General features: G+C 73.1%; 21 protein-coding genes and 2 tRNA genes. 20 read left to right on the forward strand and 3 right to left on the reverse strand.

Annotated features, from left to right (window positions below; translation table 11 throughout):
- Positions 1 to 48: 48 nt before the first annotated feature.
- The 3 genes from rplU (at position 49) to obgE (ending at position 2,281) form a co-directional block, all read left to right on the forward strand.
- A complete protein-coding gene (gene rplU / locus ABEE00_RS10195) occupies positions 49 to 372 on the forward strand; it encodes a 50S ribosomal protein L21 (protein WP_345745014.1) in 324 nt (107 codons plus the stop codon).
- A 14-nt stretch (positions 373 to 386) separates the two neighbouring features.
- Positions 387 to 647 (forward strand): 50S ribosomal protein L27, encoded by a 261-nt coding sequence (gene rpmA, locus ABEE00_RS10200; RefSeq protein WP_345745015.1) that lies wholly within the window; start codon positions 387 to 389, stop codon positions 645 to 647.
- A gap of 188 nt (positions 648 to 835) precedes the next feature.
- Complete coding sequence (gene obgE / locus ABEE00_RS10205) at positions 836 to 2,281, forward strand: GTPase ObgE (protein ID WP_345745016.1); 1,446 nt, start codon at positions 836 to 838, stop codon at positions 2,279 to 2,281.
- 158 nt (positions 2,282 to 2,439) lie between these two features.
- On the opposite strand, the gene ABEE00_RS10210 is transcribed toward obgE, so the two are convergent.
- On the reverse strand, positions 2,440 to 4,569 hold the full coding sequence (locus tag ABEE00_RS10210; RefSeq protein WP_345745017.1) for a hypothetical protein: 2,130 nt from the start codon (positions 4,567 to 4,569) through the stop codon (positions 2,440 to 2,442).
- Positions 4,570 to 4,941: 372 nt separating this feature from the next.
- On the opposite strand from ABEE00_RS10210, the gene proB reads away from it, so the two are divergent.
- From proB to ABEE00_RS10235, 5 genes are all read left to right on the forward strand, one after another.
- A complete protein-coding gene (proB, locus tag ABEE00_RS10215) occupies positions 4,942 to 6,045 on the forward strand; it encodes a glutamate 5-kinase (RefSeq protein WP_345745018.1) in 1,104 nt (367 codons plus the stop codon).
- Positions 6,046 to 6,395: 350 nt separating this feature from the next.
- Positions 6,396 to 6,821, forward strand: coding sequence for a hypothetical protein (locus ABEE00_RS10220; protein WP_451918537.1), 426 nt, complete (start codon positions 6,396 to 6,398; stop codon positions 6,819 to 6,821).
- A gap of 94 nt (positions 6,822 to 6,915) precedes the next feature.
- Entirely contained in the window at positions 6,916 to 8,205 is a 1,290-nt protein-coding gene (locus ABEE00_RS10225; protein WP_345745019.1) for a glutamate-5-semialdehyde dehydrogenase, read from the forward strand.
- 102 nt (positions 8,206 to 8,307) lie between these two features.
- Positions 8,308 to 9,057: an SCO2584 family spore wall biosynthesis protein gene (locus tag ABEE00_RS10230; protein ID WP_345745020.1), complete on the forward strand. Its 750-nt coding sequence runs from the start codon at positions 8,308 to 8,310 to the stop codon at positions 9,055 to 9,057.
- 112 nt (positions 9,058 to 9,169) lie between these two features.
- Positions 9,170 to 10,333: an SCO2583 family membrane protein gene (locus tag ABEE00_RS10235; protein WP_345745021.1), complete on the forward strand. Its 1,164-nt coding sequence runs from the start codon at positions 9,170 to 9,172 to the stop codon at positions 10,331 to 10,333.
- On the opposite strand, the gene ABEE00_RS10240 is transcribed toward ABEE00_RS10235, so the two are convergent.
- Positions 10,257 to 11,441: a M48 family metallopeptidase gene (locus tag ABEE00_RS10240; protein ID WP_345745022.1), complete on the reverse strand. Its 1,185-nt coding sequence runs from the start codon at positions 11,439 to 11,441 to the stop codon at positions 10,257 to 10,259. The genes ABEE00_RS10235 and ABEE00_RS10240 overlap by 77 nt on opposite strands.
- Positions 11,442 to 11,658: 217 nt before the next feature.
- On the opposite strand from ABEE00_RS10240, the gene ABEE00_RS10245 reads away from it, so the two are divergent.
- The 11 genes from ABEE00_RS10245 to ABEE00_RS10295 all read left to right on the forward strand — a co-directional run bounded on the left by ABEE00_RS10245 (position 11,659) and on the right by ABEE00_RS10295 (position 21,534).
- Positions 11,659 to 12,075: an effector-associated constant component EACC1 gene (locus ABEE00_RS10245; RefSeq protein ID WP_345745023.1), complete on the forward strand. Its 417-nt coding sequence runs from the start codon at positions 11,659 to 11,661 to the stop codon at positions 12,073 to 12,075.
- Positions 12,076 to 12,078: 3 nt separating this feature from the next.
- Entirely contained in the window at positions 12,079 to 15,042 is a 2,964-nt protein-coding gene (locus ABEE00_RS10250) for a hypothetical protein (RefSeq protein WP_345745024.1), read from the forward strand.
- Positions 15,039 to 16,499, forward strand: coding sequence for an extracellular solute-binding protein (locus tag ABEE00_RS10255; RefSeq protein WP_345745025.1), 1,461 nt, complete (start codon positions 15,039 to 15,041; stop codon positions 16,497 to 16,499). Before ABEE00_RS10250 ends, ABEE00_RS10255 begins: the two co-directional genes overlap by 4 nt.
- A gap of 216 nt (positions 16,500 to 16,715) precedes the next feature.
- Positions 16,716 to 16,859, forward strand: a complete 144-nt coding sequence (locus ABEE00_RS10260; protein WP_345745026.1) for a hypothetical protein — start codon at positions 16,716 to 16,718, stop codon at positions 16,857 to 16,859.
- A gap of 44 nt (positions 16,860 to 16,903) precedes the next feature.
- Positions 16,904 to 17,530, forward strand: a complete 627-nt coding sequence (gene nadD, locus ABEE00_RS10265) for a nicotinate-nucleotide adenylyltransferase (protein ID WP_345745027.1) — start codon at positions 16,904 to 16,906, stop codon at positions 17,528 to 17,530.
- Positions 17,527 to 19,440 carry an LCP family protein gene (locus ABEE00_RS10270; RefSeq protein ID WP_345745028.1) on the forward strand — a complete coding sequence of 638 codons (1,914 nt, stop codon included), beginning with the start codon at positions 17,527 to 17,529 and terminating at the stop codon, positions 19,438 to 19,440. Before nadD ends, ABEE00_RS10270 begins: the two co-directional genes overlap by 4 nt.
- A gap of 156 nt (positions 19,441 to 19,596) precedes the next feature.
- Complete coding sequence (gene rsfS / locus ABEE00_RS10275) at positions 19,597 to 20,040, forward strand: ribosome silencing factor (protein WP_345745029.1); 444 nt, start codon at positions 19,597 to 19,599, stop codon at positions 20,038 to 20,040.
- Positions 20,037 to 20,720 (forward strand): histidine phosphatase family protein, encoded by a 684-nt coding sequence (locus tag ABEE00_RS10280; RefSeq protein WP_345745030.1) that lies wholly within the window; start codon positions 20,037 to 20,039, stop codon positions 20,718 to 20,720. The genes rsfS and ABEE00_RS10280 overlap by 4 nt, the downstream gene beginning before the upstream one ends.
- An 87-nt stretch (positions 20,721 to 20,807) precedes the next feature.
- A tRNA-Ala gene (locus ABEE00_RS10285) sits at positions 20,808 to 20,880 on the forward strand.
- A 234-nt stretch (positions 20,881 to 21,114) separates the two neighbouring features.
- Positions 21,115 to 21,294, forward strand: a complete 180-nt coding sequence (locus tag ABEE00_RS10290) for a hypothetical protein (RefSeq protein WP_345745031.1) — start codon at positions 21,115 to 21,117, stop codon at positions 21,292 to 21,294.
- Positions 21,295 to 21,300: 6 nt separating this feature from the next.
- Positions 21,301 to 21,534, forward strand: coding sequence for a hypothetical protein (locus ABEE00_RS10295; protein WP_345745032.1), 234 nt, complete (start codon positions 21,301 to 21,303; stop codon positions 21,532 to 21,534).
- Here ABEE00_RS10295 and ABEE00_RS10300 read toward each other — a convergent pair.
- Positions 21,513 to 23,120 (reverse strand): glycosyltransferase 87 family protein, encoded by a 1,608-nt coding sequence (locus tag ABEE00_RS10300; RefSeq protein ID WP_345745033.1) that lies wholly within the window; start codon positions 23,118 to 23,120, stop codon positions 21,513 to 21,515. The genes ABEE00_RS10295 and ABEE00_RS10300 overlap by 22 nt on opposite strands.
- Here ABEE00_RS10300 and ABEE00_RS10305 point away from each other — a divergent pair.
- Positions 23,088 to 23,160 (forward strand) — tRNA-Ala (locus tag ABEE00_RS10305). The genes ABEE00_RS10300 and ABEE00_RS10305 overlap by 33 nt on opposite strands.
- Positions 23,161 to 23,331: the final 171 nt, after the last annotated feature.

Below are 23,331 nucleotides of genomic sequence, written 5' to 3' on the forward strand. Positions count from 1 at the left end.
GCGGCTGGCATCAGAGGTTCCCGTCGCGAGTTAGAGAGAGAGCTGTACGTGTACGCGATCGTGCGCACCGGCGGCCGCCAGCAGAAGGTTGCTGTCGGCGACGTCATTGAGGTTGACCGTCTTTCGGAGAGCAAGGTCGGCGACACCGTCGAGCTCTCGACCCTGCTCGTGGTCGATGGCGACGCGGTCACCAGCGACCCGTGGGTGCTGGCCGGCGTCAAGGTCTCGGCCGAGGTGGTGGACCACCACAAGGGCGACAAGATCCGGATCCAGAAGTACAAGAACAAGACCGGTTACAAGAAGCGGATCGGTCACCGTCAGCTGCACACCGCGCTGAAGGTCACCGACATCCCCGCCCCGGCCAAGAAGTAAGGGACTGAGGAGACATGGCACACAAGAAGGGCGCATCGTCCACTCGGAACGGTCGCGATTCCAACCCGCAGCACCTCGGTGTGAAGCGCTTCGGCGGTCAGCGCGTGAACGCCGGTGAGATCCTGGTCCGCCAGCGCGGCACCCACTTCCACCCGGGCAACGGCGTGGGCCGCGGCGGCGACGACACGCTGTTCGCGCTGGACGCGGGCTCGGTGCAGTTCGGCACCCGCCGCGGCCGCAAGGTCGTCAACATCGTTCCGGCAGTCGCTGAGTAATCAGCCGCCGGTTCGGCAGCATCTCTCCGAGGGCGGACCGCGCCTTCTCCCCGCGCACGGGCTCCGATGGGGCCCGGGCGCACGGGAGAGCGGGTCCGCCCTCGGCGTGTTAAGACACAGAAACCGCGTCGCACAGATACCGACGCAGCAGTACAGACAGCTTTCGTAGCTCGCCGGGAGGCATCCTCATGACCACCTTCGTGGACCGCGTCGAACTGCATATCGCCGCGGGTAACGGAGGCCACGGCTGTGCCTCCGTGCACCGCGAGAAGTTCAAGCCGCTGGGCGGCCCGGACGGCGGCAACGGCGGGCGCGGCGGCGACGTTGTCCTCACCGTCGACCCGGACGTGACGACGCTGCTGGACTACCACCACAGCCCGCACCGCAAGGCCACCAACGGCCGCCCCGGCGAGGGCGGGCTGCGCGCCGGGGCCGCCGGCACCGACCTGGTGCTGCCGGTCCCCGAGGGCACCGTCGTGCTGGACACCAAGGGCAACGTGCTGGCCGACATGGTCGGGCGGGGCACCACCTTCGTCGCCGGACAGGGCGGCCGCGGCGGGCTCGGCAACGCGGCGCTGGCCTCCGCGCGGCGCAAGGCTCCCGGCTTCGCGCTGCTCGGCGAGCCGGGGGAGACCCGGGACGTGGTGCTGGAGCTCAAGACCGTCGCCGACGTGGCGCTGGTCGGCTACCCCAGCGCGGGCAAGTCCTCGCTGATCTCGGCGCTCTCCGCGGCCAAGCCGAAGATCGCGGACTACCCCTTCACGACGCTGGTGCCCAACCTCGGCGTGGTGACGGCGGGTTCGAGCGTGTTCACCATCGCCGACGTGCCGGGGCTGATCCCGGGCGCGAGCGAGGGCAAGGGCCTGGGCCTGGAGTTCCTGCGCCACGTGGAGCGGTGCTCGGTCCTCGTACACGTGCTGGACTGCGCCACGCTGGAGTCTGACCGCGACCCGGTCTCCGACCTCGACGTGATCGAGCGGGAGCTCGCGCAGTACGGGCACGGGCTGGAGGACAGGCCGCGGCTCGTGGTGCTCAACAAGACCGACATCCCGGACGGCAAGGACCTGGCCGACATCATCCGGCCCGACCTGGAGCAGCGCGGCTTCCCCGTGCTGGAGGTCTCCGCTGTCTCGCACCAGGGCCTGAAGGAGCTGTCGTACGCGCTGGCGAAGATCGTGGACGAGGCGCGGGCCGCGAACCCGGCGCCGGAGGCGCAGCGCGTGGTGATCCGTCCCAAGGCGGTGGACGACACCGGCTTCACGGTCACCAAGGAGGGCGAGGAGTTCTTCCGGGTGCGCGGCGAGAAGCCGGAGCGCTGGGTGCGGCAGACCGACTTCAACAACGAGGAGGCCGTGGGCTATCTCGCCGACAGGCTCAACCGCCTCGGCGTGGAGGACGAGCTGCTCAAGGCCGGTGCGCGGGAGGGCGACGGCGTGGCCATCGGGCCCGAGGACAATGCCGTGGTCTTCGACTGGGAGCCGACCATGGCGGCCGGCGCCGAGATGCTCGGGCGCCGTGGCGAGGACCACCGCATGGACGCGCCGCGCCCCGCCGCGCAGCGCCGCCGCGACCGGCAGGCGGAGCGCGACGACGAGGCGGCGGGCGAGTACGAGGCGTTCGACCCCTTCGAGTGAGCGTGGCCCCGTACGGGATCCGGCGCGGGGTCCCGTACGGAATCCCGCGCGGGAACCCGTAAGGGCGTTCCCTGTCAGGGCAAGCCCCGTAAGGGCAAGCAAGTGGCCCCGGAAGTCCTGGACTTCCGGGGCCACTCGTGTGCCGGGTGCGGGGAGGGTCAGAGCTCCTGGCCGCCGCCCGTCGCGGTCAGCGGCTCGCCGGACTCGTCGAACTCGGCCGCGTCGGCGGACTCCGAGGCGACCTGGGCGTCCTTGCCCAGCTCGGGAGCCGTCTCGTTGCGCTCCTCCGCGCGCCGGGCGACCCGCGCGTTGCGCCGGTCGGTCTCGGCGCGCAGCTCGACGGACGCCGCGTTGAAGCGGCTCAGCGACGGCGGGTCCGAGGGGCCCAGCAGGTGCACCTTCAGCTCGGCGCGCTCGCCGGCGAGGGTGTCGCGCTCCGGGTTGCGCACCGAGTCCAGCAGCGCCGGGACCTCGGTGGCCTCCGGCGAGAGGATGGTGGCCGCGCGCACGGTCGGGAAGCCCTCGCGGAAGGCGTCCTCGCTCAGCCCGCTGGTGTTGGCCACCGCGTACGGCTTCTCGCTGCTCAGGTAGTCCGAGACCACCGAGGAGACGTCGGAGATGAGCAGGTCGGCCTCGTTGAAGCAGGCGTAGATCGCCGGGCGCGGCTTCGTGATGATCTGGTGCTCCCACTCCGGGAAGGACGCCCAGTAGGCGCGCTGCCACGCGGCGGTGGCCTCCTCGACGCGCTCCGTGCGGCCGCCCTCGGGGGTGCCCTGGAGCAGCATCCGCTCGACCTCGTCGGCGCCCTTGCGGAACGCGGTCGTGGTGAGCTGGTTCAACGCCTCGGTGCAGCGCTCCAGTTCGGCCGCGGCCTCGGGCCCGGGGCGCTGGGCGCCGGGCTGCGCGGCGCGCTCCGCGTTGGCCTCGCGGATCATGGCCTGAATGGCGCGGTTGGCCTCCTTGGCCCGGGGGTCAACGGACCCCGTCATCGGGTGCGGCTTGTAGAGCAGCCGCACCGAGGGGTCGGCGAGGAGGGCCCGCACGATGTTCTCGCCGGCCAGGATGATCGAGGTGTTGCCCGGGTCGTTGGTCCAGCCCTCCCAGGTGGGGGCGTAGAGGACCGTGGTGAACTCGCCCTTCGGCGGGCCCGCGTAGGGCTCGATGGGCGCGAGCTGGGGCCTGCCGACCTCGACCACGTCGCGGTCGTCCACGCCGATGTCGGCGAGCTGGTAGCGCTCGCGCGCGGCGGGCCCCGCGACCCAGATCTCGTCGTACGCCTTGGCGTACGGGTTGCACGAGGAGAGCTTGTCGCTCTCGCCGTGGTTGATGAACGCGTGCTTGATGGTGGGGATCCGCAGCACCTGCGAGGTCTTGCCCGAGTTCGCGGGGTGCAGCAGCACCTGGAGCGTGGAGTGCTCCAGCGCCATCAGGTGCGAGACCTTCGGAATGCACACGATGGGGATGTCGGTCGCGTCGATCTTCTGCACCATGAACCGCTCGCGGAGCACGATGATCGGGTTCCCGTCGAGCTTGTCGAGGGTGGAGAGCCACATATTGGCCTGGTACGCCGAGGTCGTACCGCCCGAGAAGTACATGCCGGTCGTCGGCCGGTAGTCGGCGAGCCACTGCTCCAGCCACTCCAGCGCGCGGCGCTCGTCGGCGATGCGCTTCCTGGGGAGCAGCCAGCCGCCGAGGTACACGGCGCTGCCGAAGGACAGCAGCAGGCTGAGGCCGACGCCGGTCAGGCCCCACACCTCGTTGCCCAGGCCCGCGGTGAGCATCAGCCCGGCGGTGCCGGGGAGCGAGAAGCGCAGCAGGCGGCGGCTCGGCTGGCGGGAGAGCAGCCGCGGCGGCGCGGGGCTCAGGTGCAGCGGCGAGGCGTCGATGTTGCGCGTGAGGATCGGCAGCGTGCGGCGGCGGCGCACGAGCTGGGCCACGGCCTGGCACAGGAAGTGCGCGGCGAGCGCGGCCAGCAGCAGGAGGGTCAGCGGGCGCTCGAAGTCCGGCGGCACGTCGGGCAGCCTGACCAGACCGATCACGATCAGCATGTCCCGCAGGAGCTGTCGCGCGGTCACGTCGAAGCGGACCTTGCCCAGCAGGGCCAGCAGGCGGGGCTGTTTGTGGGTCAGATAAATGTCGAGCGCGAGGCCCGCTGAAGAGGCCGCGATGAACGTCGGAACGTTCGGCAGCAGTGCGCCCACGAGCTGTGCGGTGAAACACACCACGAGGGTGAGCAGCGCGGCCAGCTGAACAGCGCGGCGGGAGGAGAGTCGTCCGGCAGAGGGCACGAGCTGGGCTCCTGGAAGGAGGTCGAAGCGGAATGGACGGGGACGGCCTGGTCTAGGGGGGAGGGCCGTGGTCGACCACTGACCGTATGACGGCCGCGGGCCAAGTGACAATCTTCCGAGGTACGCCTCACTGCATAACCGCGTCAAACGGAATTTTCCCCGGTGTTCTCCGGACGCCTTCACCGCAGAACTGATGGCCGGGAATCCGCGGCCTTGGCGTAGATTGCTGCCGTCGGAATTCCGGCACCCGACAGGTGACCGGGACGAAAAGCGAGTGGCGGGAGACACAACGTCGTGGCGCGGACAGCGGGCGAATCGGTACCGGGCGAATCAGTACCGGGCGAATCGGAACACCGCCTCGGCCGGCGGGAGGTGCTGGAAGCGCGCCGGATCGTGGTCAAGGTCGGCTCGTCCTCGCTGACCACGGCGGCCGGCGGCCTGGACGCCGACCGCGTGGACGCCCTCGTCGACGTGCTGGCCAAGCACGGCGAGCAGGCCGACAAGGAGATCGTGCTGGTCTCCTCCGGCGCCATCGCCGCCGGGCTCGCGCCGCTCGGCCTGGAGAGGCGCCCGCGCGACCTCGCGGGCCAGCAGGCGGCGGCGAGCGTGGGCCAGGGCCTGCTGGTCGCCCGCTACACCGCGTCCTTCGCGCGGTACGGCCGCCGGGTCGGCCAGGTGCTGCTCACCACGGACGACACCAGCCGGCGCGCGCACTACAGGAACGCGTACCGGACGCTGGAGCAGCTCCTGAGCATGGGCGCCGTGCCGGTGGTGAACGAGAACGACACCGTCGCCACCGACGAGATCCGCTTCGGCGACAACGACAGGCTCGCCGCCCTCGTCGCCCACCTCGTACGGGCCGACCTGCTCGTGCTGCTGTCCGACGTGGACGGCCTGTACGACGGCAACCCGAGCACTCCGGGCACCTCCCGCATCGAGGAGGTCGCGGGGCCCGAGGACCTCGCGGGCGTGGAGATCGGCAGCGTGGGCAGCGCAGGGGTGGGCACCGGCGGCATGGTGACCAAGGTGGAGGCCGCCAGGATCGCGGCGGCCGCCGGGGTCCCCGTGGTGCTGACCTCCGCGATACACGCGGCCGACGCGCTGGCCGGGCGCGACACCGGCACCCTCTTCAAGAGCACGGGACGGCGTACGGCGGGGCGGCTGCTGTGGCTGGCGCACGCCTCCACGCCGCGCGGCGCGCTGGTCCTGGACGAGGGCGCGGTCCGGGCCGTGACCGAGGGCCGGAAGTCGCTGCTGCCCGCCGGGATCGCGCGGGTGGAGGGCGAGTTCACCGCGGGCGACCCGGTCGAGCTGCGGGACGAGCGGGGCACCGCGGTCGCGCGCGGTCTTGTCAGCTTCGACGCGAAGGAGATCCCCCAGCTCCTGGGCCGCTCCACCCGCGACCTGGCCCGCGAGCTCGGGCCCGCGTACGAGCGCGAGGTCGTGCACCGGGACGATCTGGTGCTGCTGGACTGAGGTCCGCGTGCGGGGCTCGATCACGGGGTCCGCGTACGGGGTCGTCGCCGGGCTCGGGGCCCGCCTCGGGTCCGGCCCGCTCACGGGGTCGCGCGCGTGTGGGGCTCGGCGCGCGCACGGGCGCGTGCGGGGATGAGCGGGTGTGCGGGGCACCGGCGGGTGTGCGACCGCACAGCCGGGAGGCTTCGGACAAACTGCGGAGTCAACCCGCACACCTTCCGGAAAACCGCCACGCGATCGTCGCTCGGCTGGTCAACTTTGTTGCGGGGCCCGTTCCGCCGAGCGGCCCCGGGGAGCGCGCACGGCGCGATGGCACCGCACGACTTGAGCAGCACAACAGGAGGCCACCGGTGAGGCGACTGGCCAGCGTCGACATGGGGTCCTCTGCGTCTCCGGAGGAGAGAGAGGAGACGGAAGGGCATCCCACGGCGGGAAGACCGCGGCTGTGGCACGTCACGCTCAGCGTTTCCGGACCCGCGGCGCCGCTGCCCGAGATCAGGCGCGGGCTCGAACAGCTCGCGCACGACCACCCCTTCCTCCTCACCAGCAGGTACGCCACCGACCACGCCGAGATCAGGTACTGGGAGGAGGCCCGTGACCTGCACGACGCCGCCGCGGTCGCGCTGCGGCTGTGGGGCGAGCACCGCTCCACGGCGCAGCTCCCGCCCTGGGAGATCGTCGGCCTCGAGGTGATCGGCAGGGAGACCTACCACCAGAGGATCGCCGAGGGCTACGGGCCGCCGCCGGCCACACCGGTGGGCGTGCACCCCTTCTGAGGCAGCGGGGCTTCCTCCGAGGTTCCGGACCGTTGAGGTTCCGGACCGTGGACGGCCCGCCGGGGGCGCCGGGGCTGCGGCTATGCTGCGCGGCATGACCGCCGCCCAGCATTCCCAGGACACGGACACCGCCGTCACCGCGACCGCACGCCGCGCGAAGGAGGCGGCAGCGGACCTCGCGCCGCTGCCGCGCACGGCGCGGGACGGTGCCCTGCTCGCCGTCGCCGACGCGCTCGTCGCCCGTACCGAGGAGATCGTCGCGGCGAACGCGCAGGACGTCGCGCGGGCGCGGGCGGCGGGCACTCCCGAGTCGATCGTGGACCGGCTGACGCTGACCCCGGACCGGATCGCCGGGATCGCCGCCGACGTACGGGACGTGGCCGCGCTGCCCGACCCGGTCGGCGAGGTGGTGCGCGGCAGCACCCTGCCCAACGGGCTCGAACTGCGCCAGGTCCGCGTCCCGCTCGGCGTCATCGGCATCATCTACGAGGCCAGGCCCAATGTGACCGTCGACGCCGCCGCGCTCTGCCTCAAGTCCGGCAACGCGGTCCTCCTGCGCGGCTCCTCCTCCGCGTACTCCTCGAACACCGCGCTGGTGGACGTCCTGCGCGACGCCGTCGAGGGCGCGGGCCTCCCGGCCGACGCGGTGCAGCTCGTGCCGGGCGAGAGCCGGGACAGCGTGCGCGAGCTGATGCGGGCGCGCGGCCTGGTGGACGTGCTGATCCCGCGCGGCGGCGCCTCGCTGATCCGCACGGTGGTGGAGGAGTCCACGGTCCCGGTGATCGAGACCGGCGTGGGCAACTGCCATGTGTACGTGGACGAGGCGGCCGACCTGGACATGGCCGCCGACATCCTGGTCAACGCGAAGGCCCAGCGCCCCAGCGTGTGCAACGCGGCGGAGACGGTGCTGGTCCACGAGGGCATCGCGGACGCCTTCCTGCCGCGCGCCCTGGAGGCGCTGTCCAAGGCCGGCGTGAAGGTGCACGGCGACGCGGCGTGGCAGGCGGCCGGCGCCGCCGCGGGCACCGAGGTGGTCCCGGCGACCGACGAGGACTGGGGCGCCGAGTACCTCTCGTACGACATCGCGGCCGCCGTCGTCCCCTCGCTGGACGAGGCCGTGCGGCACATCAGGCGCTGGAGCTCCGGACACACCGAGGCCGTGATCACCCGGGACACCGCGGCGGCGAAGCGCTTCACGGCGCTGGTGGACGCGACGACGGTGGCGGTGAACGCCTCGACCCGCTTCACCGACGGCAGCCAGTTCGGCTTCGGCGCCGAGATCGGCATCTCCACGCAGAAGCTGCACGCGCGCGGCCCGATGGGGCTGCCCGAGCTCACCTCGACCAAGTACGTGGTGACCGGCGAGGGCCACATCCGCGAGTGAGCCGGGTGGGGCCGGTACCCGTGCGGGCCGGCCCCCCGATCGGGCCCGTCGGATTCCGGCGGGCCCTGCCCAAATCGACCGTGCGGGTCTACGCTGGAGCGCGTGCCGGACGACGTGGGGGGCCAGCCGTTCGAGGGCGGCGAGGAGCCCGACAACCGCCACCACGGTGACGCGGACGAGGAGTTCGCGGCCGTGGTGTTCGACGAGGACTTCGTGCGCGCTGCCGCGGTGCACGAACCGACCGCGACCGAGCGCATGCTGGCCGCCGCGCAGTCGCGCGCCGAGCGCGAGGCGGCCCGGCGGCGCGATGCGCGGGACGAGGGCCACCGCGGACAGCCGGGCGCCGACGGGGAGTTCGGCGACGACGAGGGCCTCGACGAATTCGGCGACTACGACGGATTCGGCGATGACGACGACGAGCGCCGCTATGACCGCTCCGGCTATCCCGACGGGTATGGCCCCGACTTCGACGGCCCCGACCCCGATCCGTACTCCCCGGGCTATGGGTACGGCTATGGCGTCGACCCCGCCTTCGAGCACGGCAGCGACTACGGCTACGGCGGTGCGCGCGGCGCCTACCGCGGCGGCCGCCCCTACCCGCACGGCGGCTCGCTCCGCCCCTACCGAGGCCACGCGCGCTGGCAGCGCCCTGTGGCCTGGGTGCTGGCCGTGGTCATGGGGATAGGCATGGTCGCGCTGGCGCTCAGCGCGGTGCGCGGCGCCGGAGGGCAGCGCGAGGAGCCCGCGCCGCCGCCCGCGACGACCGGCGTGGGCGCGGGGCAGACCGCGCGGCCCGCCGCCTCGGCCTCCGCGGAGACGGCTCCGCCGGCGGCCTCGGCCGCACCCCGCTGACCGCTTCCGCCGCACCCCGCTGGCCGGGGAGTACGCCGGGTTGGGGGCGTAGAACGGAAGTTGTGGGGTACCGGGGCGTTTACGATCGCGCCGGTCGACCTACCCTGTTCCTATGGCCGGGCGAGGAGATCCTCCCGAGGGCGCGAGCGACGGGGTCCCGGGAGGCGATGACGAATTCCGGGACGAGTACCGTTCCGTCGTCTTTGACGAGTCGTTCATCGAGGCTGCGCGGCTCCAGGAGTTCTCGGCACGGGAGCGCCTGGAGGACGAGGCGCATGCCGCGGTGCGCAGCCGCCCGCCCGAGCCGGAGCCGGACAAAACGGGTATCGGGGCATCGAAGCAGGGAATCGTGCTGGTCCTGCTGATAGTTCTCGCCTTCGGCACCGCGATCTACATGGGCATCCGCAACCCCTACCAGTCGCCGGCCGAGCCGCCCACCGAGCCGATGCGGCTCACCCTGCTGCCCCTCGCGCCCCGCGAGCCGGTGCCGGGCGCCAAGCCCGCCGACCTCTATGAGCACAGCCCCGCCGCGCAGTTCCGCACCGGCGCGGCCGGTGTGACGCTGCCGCCGGTGCGGCGCACTCCGCACTTCTCGGAGAGCCAGGTGCTGGCCGCGCTCACCAGCGCCAAGGAGTACGTGACCGAGTCCTCGCTCAATCCGGACGTGCTGACCGGCAACGGCGAGCGCGGGCTGCGGGTGATGCTCGACCCGGCGCAGCACGGGCAGTTCGACCAGAGCCTGGAGCACCCGCGCGGCGACGGGCGGCACGCGGCGACCGGCTGGATGATCCGCTTCGACCCCGCCAAGGTGGCGCTCGCCGACCCGCGGGTACGGGTCAGCGGCACGCTCTCGGTGCGCGAGTCGGGCGCGGACGCGCTGGAGGTCGTCGCCGACCACGTCTTCGTCTACGCGGTGAAGCGCGCCGACGCGGGCAACAGCGAGAAGGCGAAGGAGAACTCCTCGCTCTTCACCGTGCGGCGCGAGGTGCACTTCCGCTTCGACCGCTCCGACCTGCGCGAGCAGCAGGTCAGCGTGCAGCAGGTCGCCATGCGGGCCGGGCCCATGCCCTGCTCGGCGGATGCCTCGGGGGCGATGGCGCCGCTGCTGTCGGGGCAGCGCGCCAAGGACGACCAGCAGGCGGGGACCGACCCCTTCGCGAGGGGCCGGTCCACCCAGTCGATGTGCGGCGTGCTGGCGGCTAGCTCCCAGCCGAGTCCGGCCCATCCGGCCCAGTCGGACCAGCCGGCCCACCGGGCTCACTCGTCCCACCACTAGCGCCGGGGTCCTGGCCAGGACCGGCCTTGCCGCCCTGGCCCTGGCCGCTCTGGCCCTGGGCGCCGCGCCCCGTGAAGGTGTCCCGCAGCCTGCCGCCGAGGTCGCCGGCGCCGCCCGCTATGTCCCGCACGAGCCCCATCAGGGGGTCCTTGCTCGTGCGGTAGGACTCCGAATAGTGGTCGGCCGACTGCTGGAAGGAGTCGCGGACCGAGGTGTTCCGGTCGTCCTCGCGCTTCTCGTAGTGCCCGTCCATGATCCGCTGGAAGTCGCGGCTCTCCGCCCACTTCTTCAGCTCGGCGGCGCGCACCGTGGTGAAGGGGTGGGTGCGCGGGAGCACGTTCATGATCTTGAGGACGGAGTCGCGGAGGTCGCCGCCCTGCTCGTACTCCTCGGCCTGCTCCAGGAAGGCGTCCACGTTCATCTGGTGCAGGTGGTTGCCGCCCGCGAGCTTCATCAGGCCGCGCATGGACGCCTTGAGGTCCTGGCCCACCAGCAGTCCCGCGCGGTCGGCCGACAGCTCGGACTTGCGGAACCACTCGCGCAGCGCGGTCACGATCGCCATGATCGCCACATTGCCCAGCGGGATCCACGCGACCTTGAGCGCGAGGTTGGTGAGGAACAGCAGGATCGTGCGATACACCGAGTGGCCCGAGAGCGCGTGGCCGACCTCGTGCCCGACGACTGCGCGCATCTCCTCCTCGTCGAGCAGCTCCACCAGGCCCGTGGACACGACGATGATCGGCTCGTCGAGGCCGATGCACATGGCGTTGGGCTGCGGGTCCTGATTGACGTACATCGGCGGGACCTTCTCCAGGTCCAGGATCCGGCAGGCGTCCTGCAGCATGGCGTCCAGGTGCGGGAACTGCCGGTCCGAGACGCGCACGGAGTCGGAGAGGAACAGCAGCCGCAGGCTCCGCTCGGGCAGCATCGCGCTCAGCGCCTTGAACACGGTGTCGAAGCCGCTCAGTTTGCGCAGCGCCACCAGCGCCGAGCGGTCGGCGGGGTGCTCATACGTGCGCGAGGAGATGCCGGGGAAGCGCCGCCTCTCGCGGCCCGGCAGTCGCTCGCCCTCCCCGGCGCCGCCCGTCCCGTGGTTCTCATCGGTCATGGCTGTGATCCCCCTCGATGCCTCGTCGGCCCGCGCGGGCCGTTCTCGGTCGGCTGGTGACCCAGCCTAGACGCAGCCGCCGACAGTGGGAGGGAGCGAGCGGCGCTGTAACAGCTTCGGGCAACTCCCGCCACCGGGGGTGTGGTTGACCCCCGCTCTCCGTATTCTGACCGACAGCGCGCATGCCGAATGCGGCGATTGCGGGGGGTGGGGCAGCGTGGGCGAGTACGTCCGGATCGCGGTGGACTCGGGGGATCGGCCTGGCGAGGTGGCGGCGGCCACCGAGGTGCTGCGGCGCAGGCTCGCGCGGTTCGCCCTGCGCAGCGACGGCACGTGGGAGGAGCCGCGGGTGGAGCCGCGCCCCGGCGCCCCCGGCACCCAGGGCCCGGTGAGCGACCTGCTGCTGAACTTCGCCGTGGACCATGTGGCGCCCGACGCCGCCATGCTGGCGGTGCAGCACCTGGTGCGGGCCGTCGTGGCGCACTTCCGCGCCCAGCCCGACCAGAGCCAGCGCGTCACGGTCACGGCGGGCGGCACGACGGTCGAGCTGCGCGCCGAGGGGATGCCCCCCGAGGAGGTCGCGCGGCTCGAACTGCTCATCGTCCAAGGGCTCCTGGACCGCCTCGAGGAGTGAGCCGTGGCGGACACCGGGGGACGGCGCCGCACCGCGGTGTGCGTGCTGGCCGGGGTCGACGTCTTCGAGGACGAGCGGCACTTCCCCTCGTTCGCCGGGGGCAAGGCGCGCGGCAACGTCAACGGCCTGGCCGCCGCGCTGCGTTCGGGCGGCGGCGACTGGCACGTCCGCTGCGTCCCGTTGATCAACCCGGCCTCGGCGGAGCAGATCCGGGAGCGTCTGCGGGACTTGAGCACCCCGCCCGACCTGCTGTTCTTCTACTACTTCGGGCACGGCTACCTGGATCCCGCGCCGCACGACCCTGATCGCGGCGACCGGCTGTACCTGGTGCTGCGCGAGAGCCGCGCCGAGGCGATGCCGCACACCGCGCCGTCCTTCTCCGAACTGGTGGGAATGCTGGGCGAGGTGCGGGCCGAGCGCACGGTGATCGTGCTGGACTGCTGCTTCTCCGGGGACGCGGTGGACGTGCAGCTCCCGATGGAGCGCTCCTTCGGGCTGCTCACCTCCTCGTACCGGGGGATGCTCATCTCGCCCGGCGCGGAGTCCGATCCGATGACGCCGTTCACCGCGAACCTGGTCAGGGCGCTGCGCGAGGAGCCGCGCACGCTGATCGCGCTGGGCATCCGGATGAACAGGCTCGCCCGCGACAAGGCCAACCAGCCGCCCCCGCCCTATCTGCCGTGGCAGCCGGTGCAGTACGCGATGCAGGAGGCGGGCGACACGGTGCTGCCGCCCGCCTCCGCTCCGGGCGCGCGCCCCGGACCGGACCCCGAGGAGCAGGTCCCGTCTTCTCAGGGGAGCGCTCAGGGCAGCTCTCAGGGGACTTCTCGGGGGACTCCTCAGGGGCGCGGCCCCCGGTGGCCGTTCGCCGGTGCGGCGTCCGGGTTCCCGCGCGCGCTCCGCGGCCTGGCGGAGCGCCGGAGATCACGCCCGCTGCGCGCCGGGGGAGGGGTACGCGGATGGTGGCGGCGCCAGGGCGGCCGTGCGCCGGGCCAGGGGAGACGGCCCCCTGATGAGCCCGTTCGCGGACCCGGCACCAGCCCCGGCACCGACGTCCGCCGCGCCCGCCGCCGCAGGCTGGTCGTCGTCTGCGCGCTGGCCGCCGCGCTGGTCGGCGGCGGGACCGCCGGTGTGGTGGCCCTCTTCGGCGGCGGGGGCCCGGGGCGCTGCCCGCCGCCGCTGGAACTGCGCCTGGCGACCGCGCCCGAGGAGGTCTCCGGGGTCAGCACGCTGGTCCGCGCCTTCGAGCGCGCGCCGGAGAACCACCACGAGGCCGGCGGGGAGAGCTGCAGGACCGCCGGGTTCACGGTGTACGGCGCCAGCCTCGACGGCCTCTCCACGGCCTTCGCCTCGGCGGGGAGCTGGGCCACCGGGTCCTCGCTCGCCGAAGTGGGCCCGCAGCCCGATCTGTGGGTCGCGCAGACGAGCGCCGAAGTCGCGCGCGTACGGGGCGAGATGGTGCCGCCCGAGGGCGTGCGCAACGAGGACTTCCTGACCGCGCCGCAGTCCCTCATGAGCGACCGCCCGGTGCTCGTCCTCACCGAGAAGGCGCGCGGCGAACTGGGCCTGCCGAGCGCGTACGGACAGGTGGGCCGGACCGACTGGCGCACCCTGCGGGCCCGCTTCGAGCAGTTGCAGAAGCGGCAGGACCAGCAGAGACAGCAGAAACAGCAGCAGGCGAAGCAGGCGGCGGCGAAGGGCGGCCAGGGGAGGTCCGGCGGCCGGGCGACGTCCGGCAAGCAGGGGCAGGCCGCCGGGCGGCTCCCGCGCCTGCTGCGGCCGAATCCGATGGTCTCGGGCGCAGGGCTCGCGCACGCGCTGGGGATGTACGCGAGCCGCGGCACCGGCGCGTTCGACGCGGGCAGCGGCCAGTTGTCCGACGCCGAGATCGGGCGGCTGGAGAACGGGCTGATCAGCCAGGGACGGTCCACGGCCGGCAGCGACCGCGCGCTGTGCGGGGTCGTGCGGGGCGACGCCGAGGGCGCGCTGGTCACCGAGCGGCAGGCGCGCCGCTACGAGGCCGACCCGTACGGGTACTGCCTGCCCGACGGCGGGGGCGCGCAGGGGGCGGACACCGGGCAGTCGGGAGCCGGGGGCCAGGGGAGCGGCGGCGCCGGTGCCACCGGGGTGCCGCTGCATCGGTACGTACTCGGCGGCGGCCCCGTACTGGACTACCCGCTGGTCAAGGTGCGCTGGCCCGGCGACGACAGGGACGCGCGCGGCGCGGCCGTCGACGCGCTCCTGCGCTGGTCACGCGGCCGCGACGGCGCGCGGCTGCTGGACGAGACCGGCTACAGGCCCGCCGCCGCGCACTCCTTCCCGCTCTCCGACCGCGAGGTGGAGGACCGGCTCGCGCTGTTCCGCAGCGCGCATCCGACGCTGCGGCTGACCGTGCTCTTCGACCGCTCGGGCTCGCTGCGCGAGCGCGGCAGGTTCAAGGCGGCCGACCGCGCCGTCGAGACCGCCCTCAGCAGGCTCGCCGACGCCGACAGGTACCGACTGATCACCTTCCCCGGCGCCGGCGACCCGGCCGCGCGCCAGGATCGTACGAACGGCTGGCGCGCGGCGACAGGCAAGGGCGGGGTGTCCGGAGTGCTCACCGAGAACGACCTGCTGCCGTCCGGCGACCGGGAGGCCGACCTCTACGGGGTGCTGAAGGCCGAGACCGCGGGACTGCCCGAGGGCGGGGCCGGCGAGCAGGACGCCGTGCTGGTGGTCACCGACGGCGACTACCGCAAGGGGCAGCCGCCGCAGACCGGGAAGCTGCGCGCGCTCGGCGGCCAACTGGGCCGCGGCGGCGTGCCGTTGATCGTCGCCTCGCTGCGCCCCTACGGGTGCGCGGCGGGCCGGGACACCGGCGCGCTGGCCGGCGGATCGACCGGGGTCTGCGCCTCCCTCACCGGAGACCTGGAGGCGACACTCTCCCGCGAGGTCGCGGCCCTGACGGAGGGGAGGCGGCCCGGATGAGGGGTGCACCGGAGCGCGTACCGGAGAGCACGTCGGGGGCGCGGAGGCCCGCTCGTCCCCGGCTGCGGCCGAGGCCGGCGCACTCCCTCCCCGCCCTGCTGGCCGCCCTGGCCGCGCTCCTGCTGTCCTGCCTCGCGGCGGCCTGCGGCCCGGGACGCGCGGGCGCCCCCGAGAGCGCTCAGGAGCGCCCCTTCCGGGTCGCGGTGGGCCAGGACCTCACCGCCAGCGGGGTGCGCCAGGAGCTGATCCGCGAGGCGGCGCGGGACGCCGGGGCCCGCCAGGTGGAGATCGTGGAGCTGCCGGACGACACCGACCGGCAGCGCGGCCAGCTCGTCGCCGCGCTCCAGGGCGGCGACCGCGCCGGGTACGACCTGGTCGTGCTGGACGTGACATGGACCGCCGAGTTCGCCGAGCTGGGCCTGATCGAGCCGCTGACCGGCGACCTCGACGTCCAGCGCGCGAAGCAGTACGCGGATGTGTGGCCGGCGGTGCGCGAGACCGTGCGGCACGACGGCAGGAGCTGGGGCGTCCCGTGGAACACCGATGTGGGCCTGCTCTTCTACCGCGCCGACCTGCTGGACGCCGACCCGGCGCTGCGCACCTGGCAGGGCCTCACCCGCGTCGTGCACGGTCAGCGCCCAGGACACGGGCTGAGCGCCGGAATGATCACCCAGCTCATGACGTACGAGGGGCTGACGGTGAACGCGCACGAGGCGGTCTGGCGCGACGGCGGCGATCTGGTGGACGCCGCCGGACGCGTGCGGGCCGGCGAGAGCAGGGCCAGGCAGGGGCTCGGCGAGCTGCGGGCAGGGTTCACCGCGCCGCCCGGCAGGCTGCCGATGTTCGACGGCGGCTCGCTGGTCTCCGACGAGACCGCCTCGGTGGAGCGCTTCCTTGCGGGCGAGGCCCTGACCATGCGCAACTGGCCGTTCGCCCGCTTCCCGCTGGAGGAGCACCTGAAGAAGGTGCGGGACGGCACCGCGTACGGGGTCACCGCGCTGCCCGCGGGCGATCCGGACGGCGACGGCACGGGCCCGGAGACCGGCGGCCCCGCTGTGCTCGGCGGCCAGAACCTGGCGGTCGCCGCCGGCACCCCGAACGGCGCGCTCGCCCGCGAAGTGATCCGCAGGCTCACCAGCAAGGACATGGCGGGACGGCTGTACGCGAAGGGCTTCGTCCCCGCCCACCGCGACGCGGTCGGCGCGGGCGGCTGCGACGCGGGCTCGGGCTCCTGGTCGCTGCCCGAACGGCCGCCCCAGGAGCCCTCGTTGGCCGCGCAGTACCACGAGGCGCTGTGCTGGTCGATGGAGCACGCCAGGGCACGCCCGGCGACCCCGTACTACGCGGCCGTCACCCGGGACATCCAGGAGGTGACGGCCCAGGGGCTCGCGGAGGAGGCCGGCATGGACACCGGGGAGCTCCAGCGGCGCCTGGAGAGGTCGCTGCGCGGGGAGTGAGGACGGGTGGGACGCGCGCCCCTTGCGGGTACCCGTAAGGGGCGTGGCGGGATGCGCATCGCGCGCGGCTCGGGACGCGCTTGCGCGCGCGGCTGCTGAGTCGGCGTGAGACGCCGGAGGCCCGCCGCTTACGATTGCCTGCACACGCGTGCTCCGGCACGGCGACACCGCACACGGTGACGAACACCGACGACACACGGGAGAGGTCCTGCCGCCATGACTCTTGCCAGCTCCGCGCACGCCCTGACGACGCTCGCCGCCGAGGAAGGGCACATCAACCCGCTGCTCACCGGCGGCGGCGCGTTCGTCGGCCTGCTCCTGCTGCTCTGGATCACCACCCGGTTCAACCGGGACCGCTGAGCCGCGGGCACGGCCGCGCGGCGCAGCGGTTAGGGTCGGCTCGCATGGGAGAGGACATAGTGCCCGGCAGCGGCAAGCGGCGGCTCGGAGTGATGGGCGGGACCTTCGATCCGATCCACCACGGCCACCTGGTCGCCGCGAGCGAGGTGGCGGCGCGGTTCCACCTCGACGAGGTGGTGTTCGTGCCGACCGGGCAGCCGTGGCAGAAGAGCCACAAGCGGGTGTCGCCCGCCGAGGACCGCTATCTGATGACGGTCATCGCGACCGCCTCCAACCCGCAGTTCTCGGTGAGCCGCATCGACATCGACCGCGGCGGCAAGACGTACACCATCGACACCCTGCGGGACCTGCGCGCCGCCAACCCGGACACCGACCTCTTCTTCATAACCGGCGCCGACGCGCTCGCCCAGATCCTCGGCTGGCGCGACGCCGAGGAGCTGTTCTCCCTCGCGCACTTCATCGGGGTCACCCGCCCGGGGCACGCGCTCGCCGACCCCGGGCTCCCGGACGGCGGTGTGTCCCTGGTGGAGGTCCCGGCGCTCGCCATCTCCTCCACGGACTGCCGGGAGCGGGTGGAGCGGGACGACCCGGTCTGGTATCTCGTTCCGGACGGCGTCGTGCGCTACATCAACAAGCGGGCGCTGTATCGGGAGGAGGGCCCGCACGCGTGAACCAGGGCTACGGACACGACCCGTACGGGCACCAGCCGCCGCCGCAGCCGGAGATCCTCGGCTACGACGAGTACGGCCGCCCCATCTACCGCCAGGAGCCGGAGCACGGCTATCCCGGCTACCGCCCCCAGGGCACCCCTCAGGGCCAGGACCCCTACGGGACCTCCTACGACCCCTACGGGTCCGCCCCGTACGACCCCGACGCGGCCGACCCGTACGCCGGTTACGCCGCCCAGCAGCAGGCCCCCTTCCAGCAGGTCCAGCAGCCGCAGCAGACCCAGCAGCAGGACTGGATCCCGCAACAGCAGGGCTACGGCGGGCAGTACGGCTATGAGCAGCAGCCTTACGCGTACGACCCGCAGCAGGCCGGGTACGGGGAGCAGCAGGGCCCGCAGGAGACCGCGTACGGACAGCAGCAGGCGTACGCGCCCCAGCAGGAGCAGCAGCACGCGCAGGCTCCGAACGCCCAGGCTCCGAACGCCCAGGCTCCGAACGCCCAGGCTCCGAACGCCCAGGCTCCGAACGTGCAGGCCCAGCACGCGCAGCAGGCCCAACAGACCCGGGAGCAGCCCCCGTTCCCCGGCCAGCGGCAGGGCGAGGGCGTTCCGGCGACGGGTGACGGCGCGCAGGGCGCGGGGCAGGCCGGCGCGCAGCGGGACGGCCAGGAGGAGTACCGCACCGAGCAGTTCGCCTTCGTCGAGGAGCCGGCCGAAGAGTCCGAAGACGTCATCGACTGGCTGAAGTTCACCGAGAGCCGCACCGAGCGCCGCGAGGAGGCCAAGCGCCGCGGCCGCAACCGCGTCACCGCGCTCGTGGTCGTGCTGGCCCTCGCCGTGGCGGGCGGCGGGGGGTACCTCTGGTACACCGGCTCGCTCCCCGGCGTCGACACCAAGGGCGGCAGCACCGCGCCGCAGGGGCAGCAGCGCGACGTGATCGCCGTGCATCTGCGCCCCACCGGCAGCAAGTCCAGCTCCACCGCGCTGCTCGTGGACAACGCCTCGACGGGCAAGGGCAACACCGTGCTGTTGCCCAACACCCTCGCGGTCAGCTCCGAGGACGGCACGGCCACCACCCTCGGCAAGTCCGTGGTGAGCGGCGGCGCCGCGCCCACCAGGGAGTCCCTGGGCAGCCTGCTCGGCGCCGACATCAAGGGCACCTGGCGCCTGGACACCCCCTTCCTGGAGAACCTCGTCGAGCTGGTCGGCGGCATCACCGTCGACACCGACGCCGCGGTCCCCGGCGAGAAGAAGGGCGATCCGGCGCAGGTGGAGCGCGGCAAGGGCCAGGAGCTCGACGGCAAGGACGCCGTCGCGTACGCCACGTACCGCGCGACCGGCGAGCGCGCCGACCGCCAGCTCCAGCGCTTCGGGCAGGTCATGCAGGCCACGCTGCGCAAGATCTCCAGCGATCCCAAGAGCGCCACCAGGACCGTGCAGTCGCTCGGCCAGATCCCCGACCCCTCGCTGTCGGAGTCCCAACTGGGCGCCTCGCTGGCCAAGTTGGCCGAGCGCGCCAAGAGCGGCGAGTACAGCACCGAGCTGCTCCCCGTGCAGGCCAACGGCAAGCTCGTGCACGGATCGGGGCAGAACCTGGTCAAGCAGGTGCTCGGCGGCACGGTCAAGGACTCGGGCGGCGGCACCCCGCGCGTCGCGCTCACCGACGCCACCGGCTCCAAGGGCAAGGAGAACGCCGCCTCGGCCGCGCTCACCAACGGCGGCTACACGGTCGTCGACGGCGGCTCGGGATCGGCCTCAGGCGGCTCCCGCGTGACCTACGGCACAGCGGCGCAGAAGGCCAAGGCCGCCGAGGTCGCCAAGACCCTGGGCCTGCCGGGGTCCGCGGTACGCCAGGGAAAGCCGCAGGCCAACGCCGATGTGGGCGTGGTGCTCGGCCGCGACTACCGCGGCTGAGCACCCGTCCGGCGCGCCCCGTCCGGTGCGCGGGCGTGTCCCGCGCACCGGGGCGCCCGCCTGCGGCCGTGAGACCCTTGAGGCTGATGCCCACGCGGCACCCCGCGCGCCGCCACGCGCACCGTCCGACCCGTTCCTGACCCGAAAGCCTTGCCTGTGACCGCCACGGACCGTTCCCTCGAGCTGATCAACACCGCCGCCCAGGCGGCGGCCGACAAGCTCGCGCACGACATCGTCGCCTACGACGTCGGCGACGTGCTCGCCATCACCGACGCCTTCCTGCTCGCCTCCGCTCCCAACGACCGCCAGGTCAAGGCCGTCGTCGACGAGATCGAGGAGCGCCTGCTGAAGGAGAAGGGCGCGAAGCCGGTGCGCCGCGAGGGCGAGCGCGACGGCCGCTGGGTGCTGCTCGACTACGTCGACATCGTGGTGCACGTCCAGCACAGCGAGGAGCGCGTCTTCTACGCCCTGGAGCGGCTGTGGAAGGACTGCCCCGAGCTGGACCTCCCCGAGGACGCCAAGGCCACCCGCGGCCGCGCCGCCGAGTACGCGGCCGAGAACGGCGAGGCCACCGAGGAGGAGACCGGAGGCGCCAGGTGAGCACCGCCTCGGCGCAGGGCGGCCCGGCGCACGGCGCCCTCGCGCACCGCGACCGCAGGATCGTGCTGTGGCGGCACGGCCAGACCGCGTGGAATCTGGAGCGCCGCTTCCAGGGCACCACCGACATCGAGCTGACCGACACCGGCGTGCGCCAGGCCAAGCGCGCCGCGCGGCTGCTGGCCGCGCTCAGGCCGGACGCCATCGTCGCCTCCGACCTGCGCCGCGCCGCCAGGACGGCCGCCGAACTCGCCGCCCTCACCGGCCTGGAGGTCACCCACGACGACGCGCTCCGCGAGACCTACGCCGGCGCGTGGCAGGGCCTGACCCACGAGGAGATCGTCGAGCGGTACGGGGAGCAGTACGCGGCGTGGAAGCGCGGCGAGCCCGTCCGGCGCGGCGGCGGCGAGCTGGAGACCGAGGTCGCCGACCGCGCGGCCCCGCTCGTGGAGCGCAGCGCTGACAAGCTGCCGGACGGCGGCACCCTGGTCGTGGTCAGCCACGGCGGCACCATCCGCACCACCATCGGCCGCCTGCTGGGCCTGCCGGCGGGAAGCTGGGAGTCCCTCGGCGGGCTCTCCAACTGCTGCTGGTCGGTGCTGGGCGAGGGGGCGCGCGGCTGGCGGCTGACCGAGCACAACGCCGGCACCCTCCCCGAGCCGGTGCTCGGCGACGACACCTGAGCGCCCGGGCCGGGAGCCGGATTTCCCATCCGGGCAGGTCCCCGGGTAAAGTTCTACTCGTTCACGGCGCGAGAGCGCCGGGAGCGCGGGGCTATAGCTCAGTTGGTAGAGCGCTTGCATGGCATGCAAGAGGTCAGGAGTTCGATTCTCCTTAGCTCCACAGTCCACTCCGTGTGGTGATCCCGTCCCCGTTGGGGGCGGGATTTTTGCTGTGCCAACAGGGCGTTCGTACGCGGCAGTTCGCTTTCGCGCGCCGCCCGGGCCCGCGCCGGTACGCTCCTGGTGCCACGGCCGCCCTCCTCCGTCGAGATCGTTGACCGGGGCTCCTGGGAAGGCGGCTAACGTGGCAGAATCGTGACGGCTGGAAGGGGGCCCGAGGGGAGGGACGTGTGCGATGTCAGCGAGTGTCCTCGCGGAGGACGAGCGAGCGGCCTGCCCGCGCACGACCCCGCAGCCCCAGGGAGTCTCCGCCCTCCAGTGCCCGGCTTGCGGGTCCTCGAACGTCGCTCAGGTGCTCGGTGACAATGGAGGTATTTCCTACGTGTGCACGGCGTGCGGCCACAGCTGGAGCTGATGACTGATGGGTGCACACAGCCGGAAATGCGACTGGTGCGGCAGCGGCACGCCCATCGTCCGCGACATGGAGCCGCCCAACCCCGCGTATCAGTACTGGTGCGCCGACTGCGCGCTCGCGCTGATCATAAAGGGCGACCCCATCGAGACCTACCGTGAGCTGGACGGGGAGCCCATCTACGGGCGGCTGTTGGACGAGCACTGCACCCTCAAGCGGTTCTATTCGTTCGTGACGGCCTGAGCCCCGCGCGCTGGTGACGGCGCGTTCCCCCGGTGTGGCGGCCCCTCCGCCGTGCCGCCCCGCAGCGCGCGTACCGACACCACCGCCGTCAGCAGCAGGAAGCCCGCGCCCAGCAGCGGGTAGACCGCCGAAAGCGCCATCTGCCCCGCGTTCTGGTGCAGTTCGGGCGGCAGCTCGACGCCCGGCCGGTGCGGCACCCACCACAGCGCGTACGAGCAGAAGAGCACCCCCGCCACGGCGGTGCCGGCCCACCACGGCGCGCTGCCGCGGCGCAGAGCCTCGGCCCCCAGCAGCAGCAGGAGCGGAACGCACCAAACCCAGTGGTGCGACCAGGAGATGGGGCTCACCAGCAGCGCCGTGACCGCGCAGGCCAGCGCCGACCAGGCGCGGGCGTGCGGCATGCCGCGGTGCCCGGCGAGCGCGGCGGCGACCGCGGCGCCCAGCCCCGCAACCAGCACCAGGGCGGCGGCCAAGACCCATGCGGCACCCGGGTGTTGGACGTGCAGCAGCCGGGCGAGCACGCCGCTCAGCGCCTGGTTGTCGGTGATCACGGTGTGGCCGACCCGGTCGGAGCGGAACACCGCGTCCGTCCAGAAACGCCGCGAATCGCCGGGCAGCAGCACCGCGGAGACCAGCACGGTGCCGAGGAACGCCAGCGCGGCGACGGCGGATTGGCGCAGCGGCGCGTTCCACAGCGCCTTGATGCCGGGCCCCGGCGCGTCTGCTCCCCGTGCGCCGTCGCCGTACCGCATCCGCCGTGCGCCGAGCACGGTCCCGTACAGCGCGAGGAAGACCGCGAAGAGCGCGGGCGTCAGCTTGATGCCGGCGGCGATCCCGATCCCGGCGCCCGCCCAGCGGTGTCCGGCGCGGCGCGAGAGGTCCCACAGCACCAGCACCGCGAGGAGCAGGTTGACCTGCCCGTACCGCAGCGTCGTCCACACCGGCTCGCACCACACGGCGAGCGCGGAGAGCAGCAGCGTGGCCGCGGGGCGCGGCAGTCGCAGCGGGCGGCCGGTCAGTCGCAGCGCGAAGTGCACCAGGGCGACGAGCAGCGCGAGGTTGCCGGCCGTGGCCAGGGTGCGCAGCGCCGGTTCGCCGAGCAGCGTGAGCGGCAGGAAGAGGAGGGCCGCGAAGGGCGGGTACGTGGTCGGGAGCTGGGCGTGGGTGGCGCGCATCGCGTAGAGGTCCTGGCCGTCGCGCACCGCCCAGCCCTCGGCCCGGTACACCAGCAGGTCGATCATCGAGACCTGGGCCGCGCGCTGCGCCGCCCAGAAGGCGGCGAAGGAGAGCAGGCACGCCAGTGAGGACAGCAGCACGGGGCGGCGCAGGGCGTACGCGGTGACCGCGGTCCGCACGGCGGTCGCCGTCCTGCGTCCCGCGGCCTGCGGCAGCGTGCTCACGGATGCGGCTCCCGGGGCTGAGGTGACGGGCACGGAGGGCCGACAGTACCGGGCGGCGGGAAGGCGCCCGTAGAACGGATTTGGCGAAAGCGGGTGGTGGCCGTGTAATGTTGGCGAAGCCGCTGCGGGGAAAACCCCGGCGGACCAGATCCCGGGGCTATAGCTCAGTTGGTAGAGCGCTTGCATGGCATGCAAGAGGTCAGGAGTTCGATTCTCCTTAGCTCCACAGTGAAAGAGCGGGTCTCCCTCGAGGGGAGGCCCGCTCTTTTTCGTTGATCATGCAGCGTCGTCGATCATGCGGCGCCGATCACGCAGGCGCTGATCGTGTCCGTTCCGTGGACTCCGTGCGGGCGGCTTTCGCCCCTGCGGTACTCTGGCCCCATGCGTGCCGTACGCC

This window comes from Streptomyces odontomachicola (assembly GCF_039605595.1).
In the GTDB taxonomy this organism is placed as follows: domain Bacteria; phylum Actinomycetota; class Actinomycetes; order Streptomycetales; family Streptomycetaceae; genus Streptomyces.

Bases quoted from the DNA above. Each gene is read 5' to 3' on its own strand.
- rpmA (WP_345745015.1), top strand. From the start codon at position 387: ATGGCACACAAGAAGGGCGCATCGTCCACTCGGAACGGTCGCGATTCC.
- obgE (WP_345745016.1), top strand. From the start codon at position 836: ATGACCACCTTCGTGGACCGCGTCGAACTGCATATCGCCGCGGGTAAC.
- ABEE00_RS10225 (WP_345745019.1), top strand. From the start codon at position 6,916: ATGACCGCCGCCCAGCATTCCCAGGACACGGACACCGCCGTCACCGCG.
- ABEE00_RS10235 (WP_345745021.1), top strand. From the start codon at position 9,170: ATGGCCGGGCGAGGAGATCCTCCCGAGGGCGCGAGCGACGGGGTCCCG.
- ABEE00_RS10240 (WP_345745022.1), bottom strand. From the start codon at position 11,441: ATGACCGATGAGAACCACGGGACGGGCGGCGCCGGGGAGGGCGAGCGA.
- ABEE00_RS10255 (WP_345745025.1), top strand. From the start codon at position 15,039: ATGAGGGGTGCACCGGAGCGCGTACCGGAGAGCACGTCGGGGGCGCGG.
- ABEE00_RS10260 (WP_345745026.1), top strand. From the start codon at position 16,716: ATGACTCTTGCCAGCTCCGCGCACGCCCTGACGACGCTCGCCGCCGAG.
- nadD (WP_345745027.1), top strand. From the start codon at position 16,904: ATGGGAGAGGACATAGTGCCCGGCAGCGGCAAGCGGCGGCTCGGAGTG.
- ABEE00_RS10290 (WP_345745031.1), top strand. From the start codon at position 21,115: ATGTCAGCGAGTGTCCTCGCGGAGGACGAGCGAGCGGCCTGCCCGCGC.
- ABEE00_RS10295 (WP_345745032.1), top strand. From the start codon at position 21,301: ATGGGTGCACACAGCCGGAAATGCGACTGGTGCGGCAGCGGCACGCCC.
- ABEE00_RS10300 (WP_345745033.1), bottom strand. From the start codon at position 23,120: ATGCAAGCGCTCTACCAACTGAGCTATAGCCCCGGGATCTGGTCCGCC.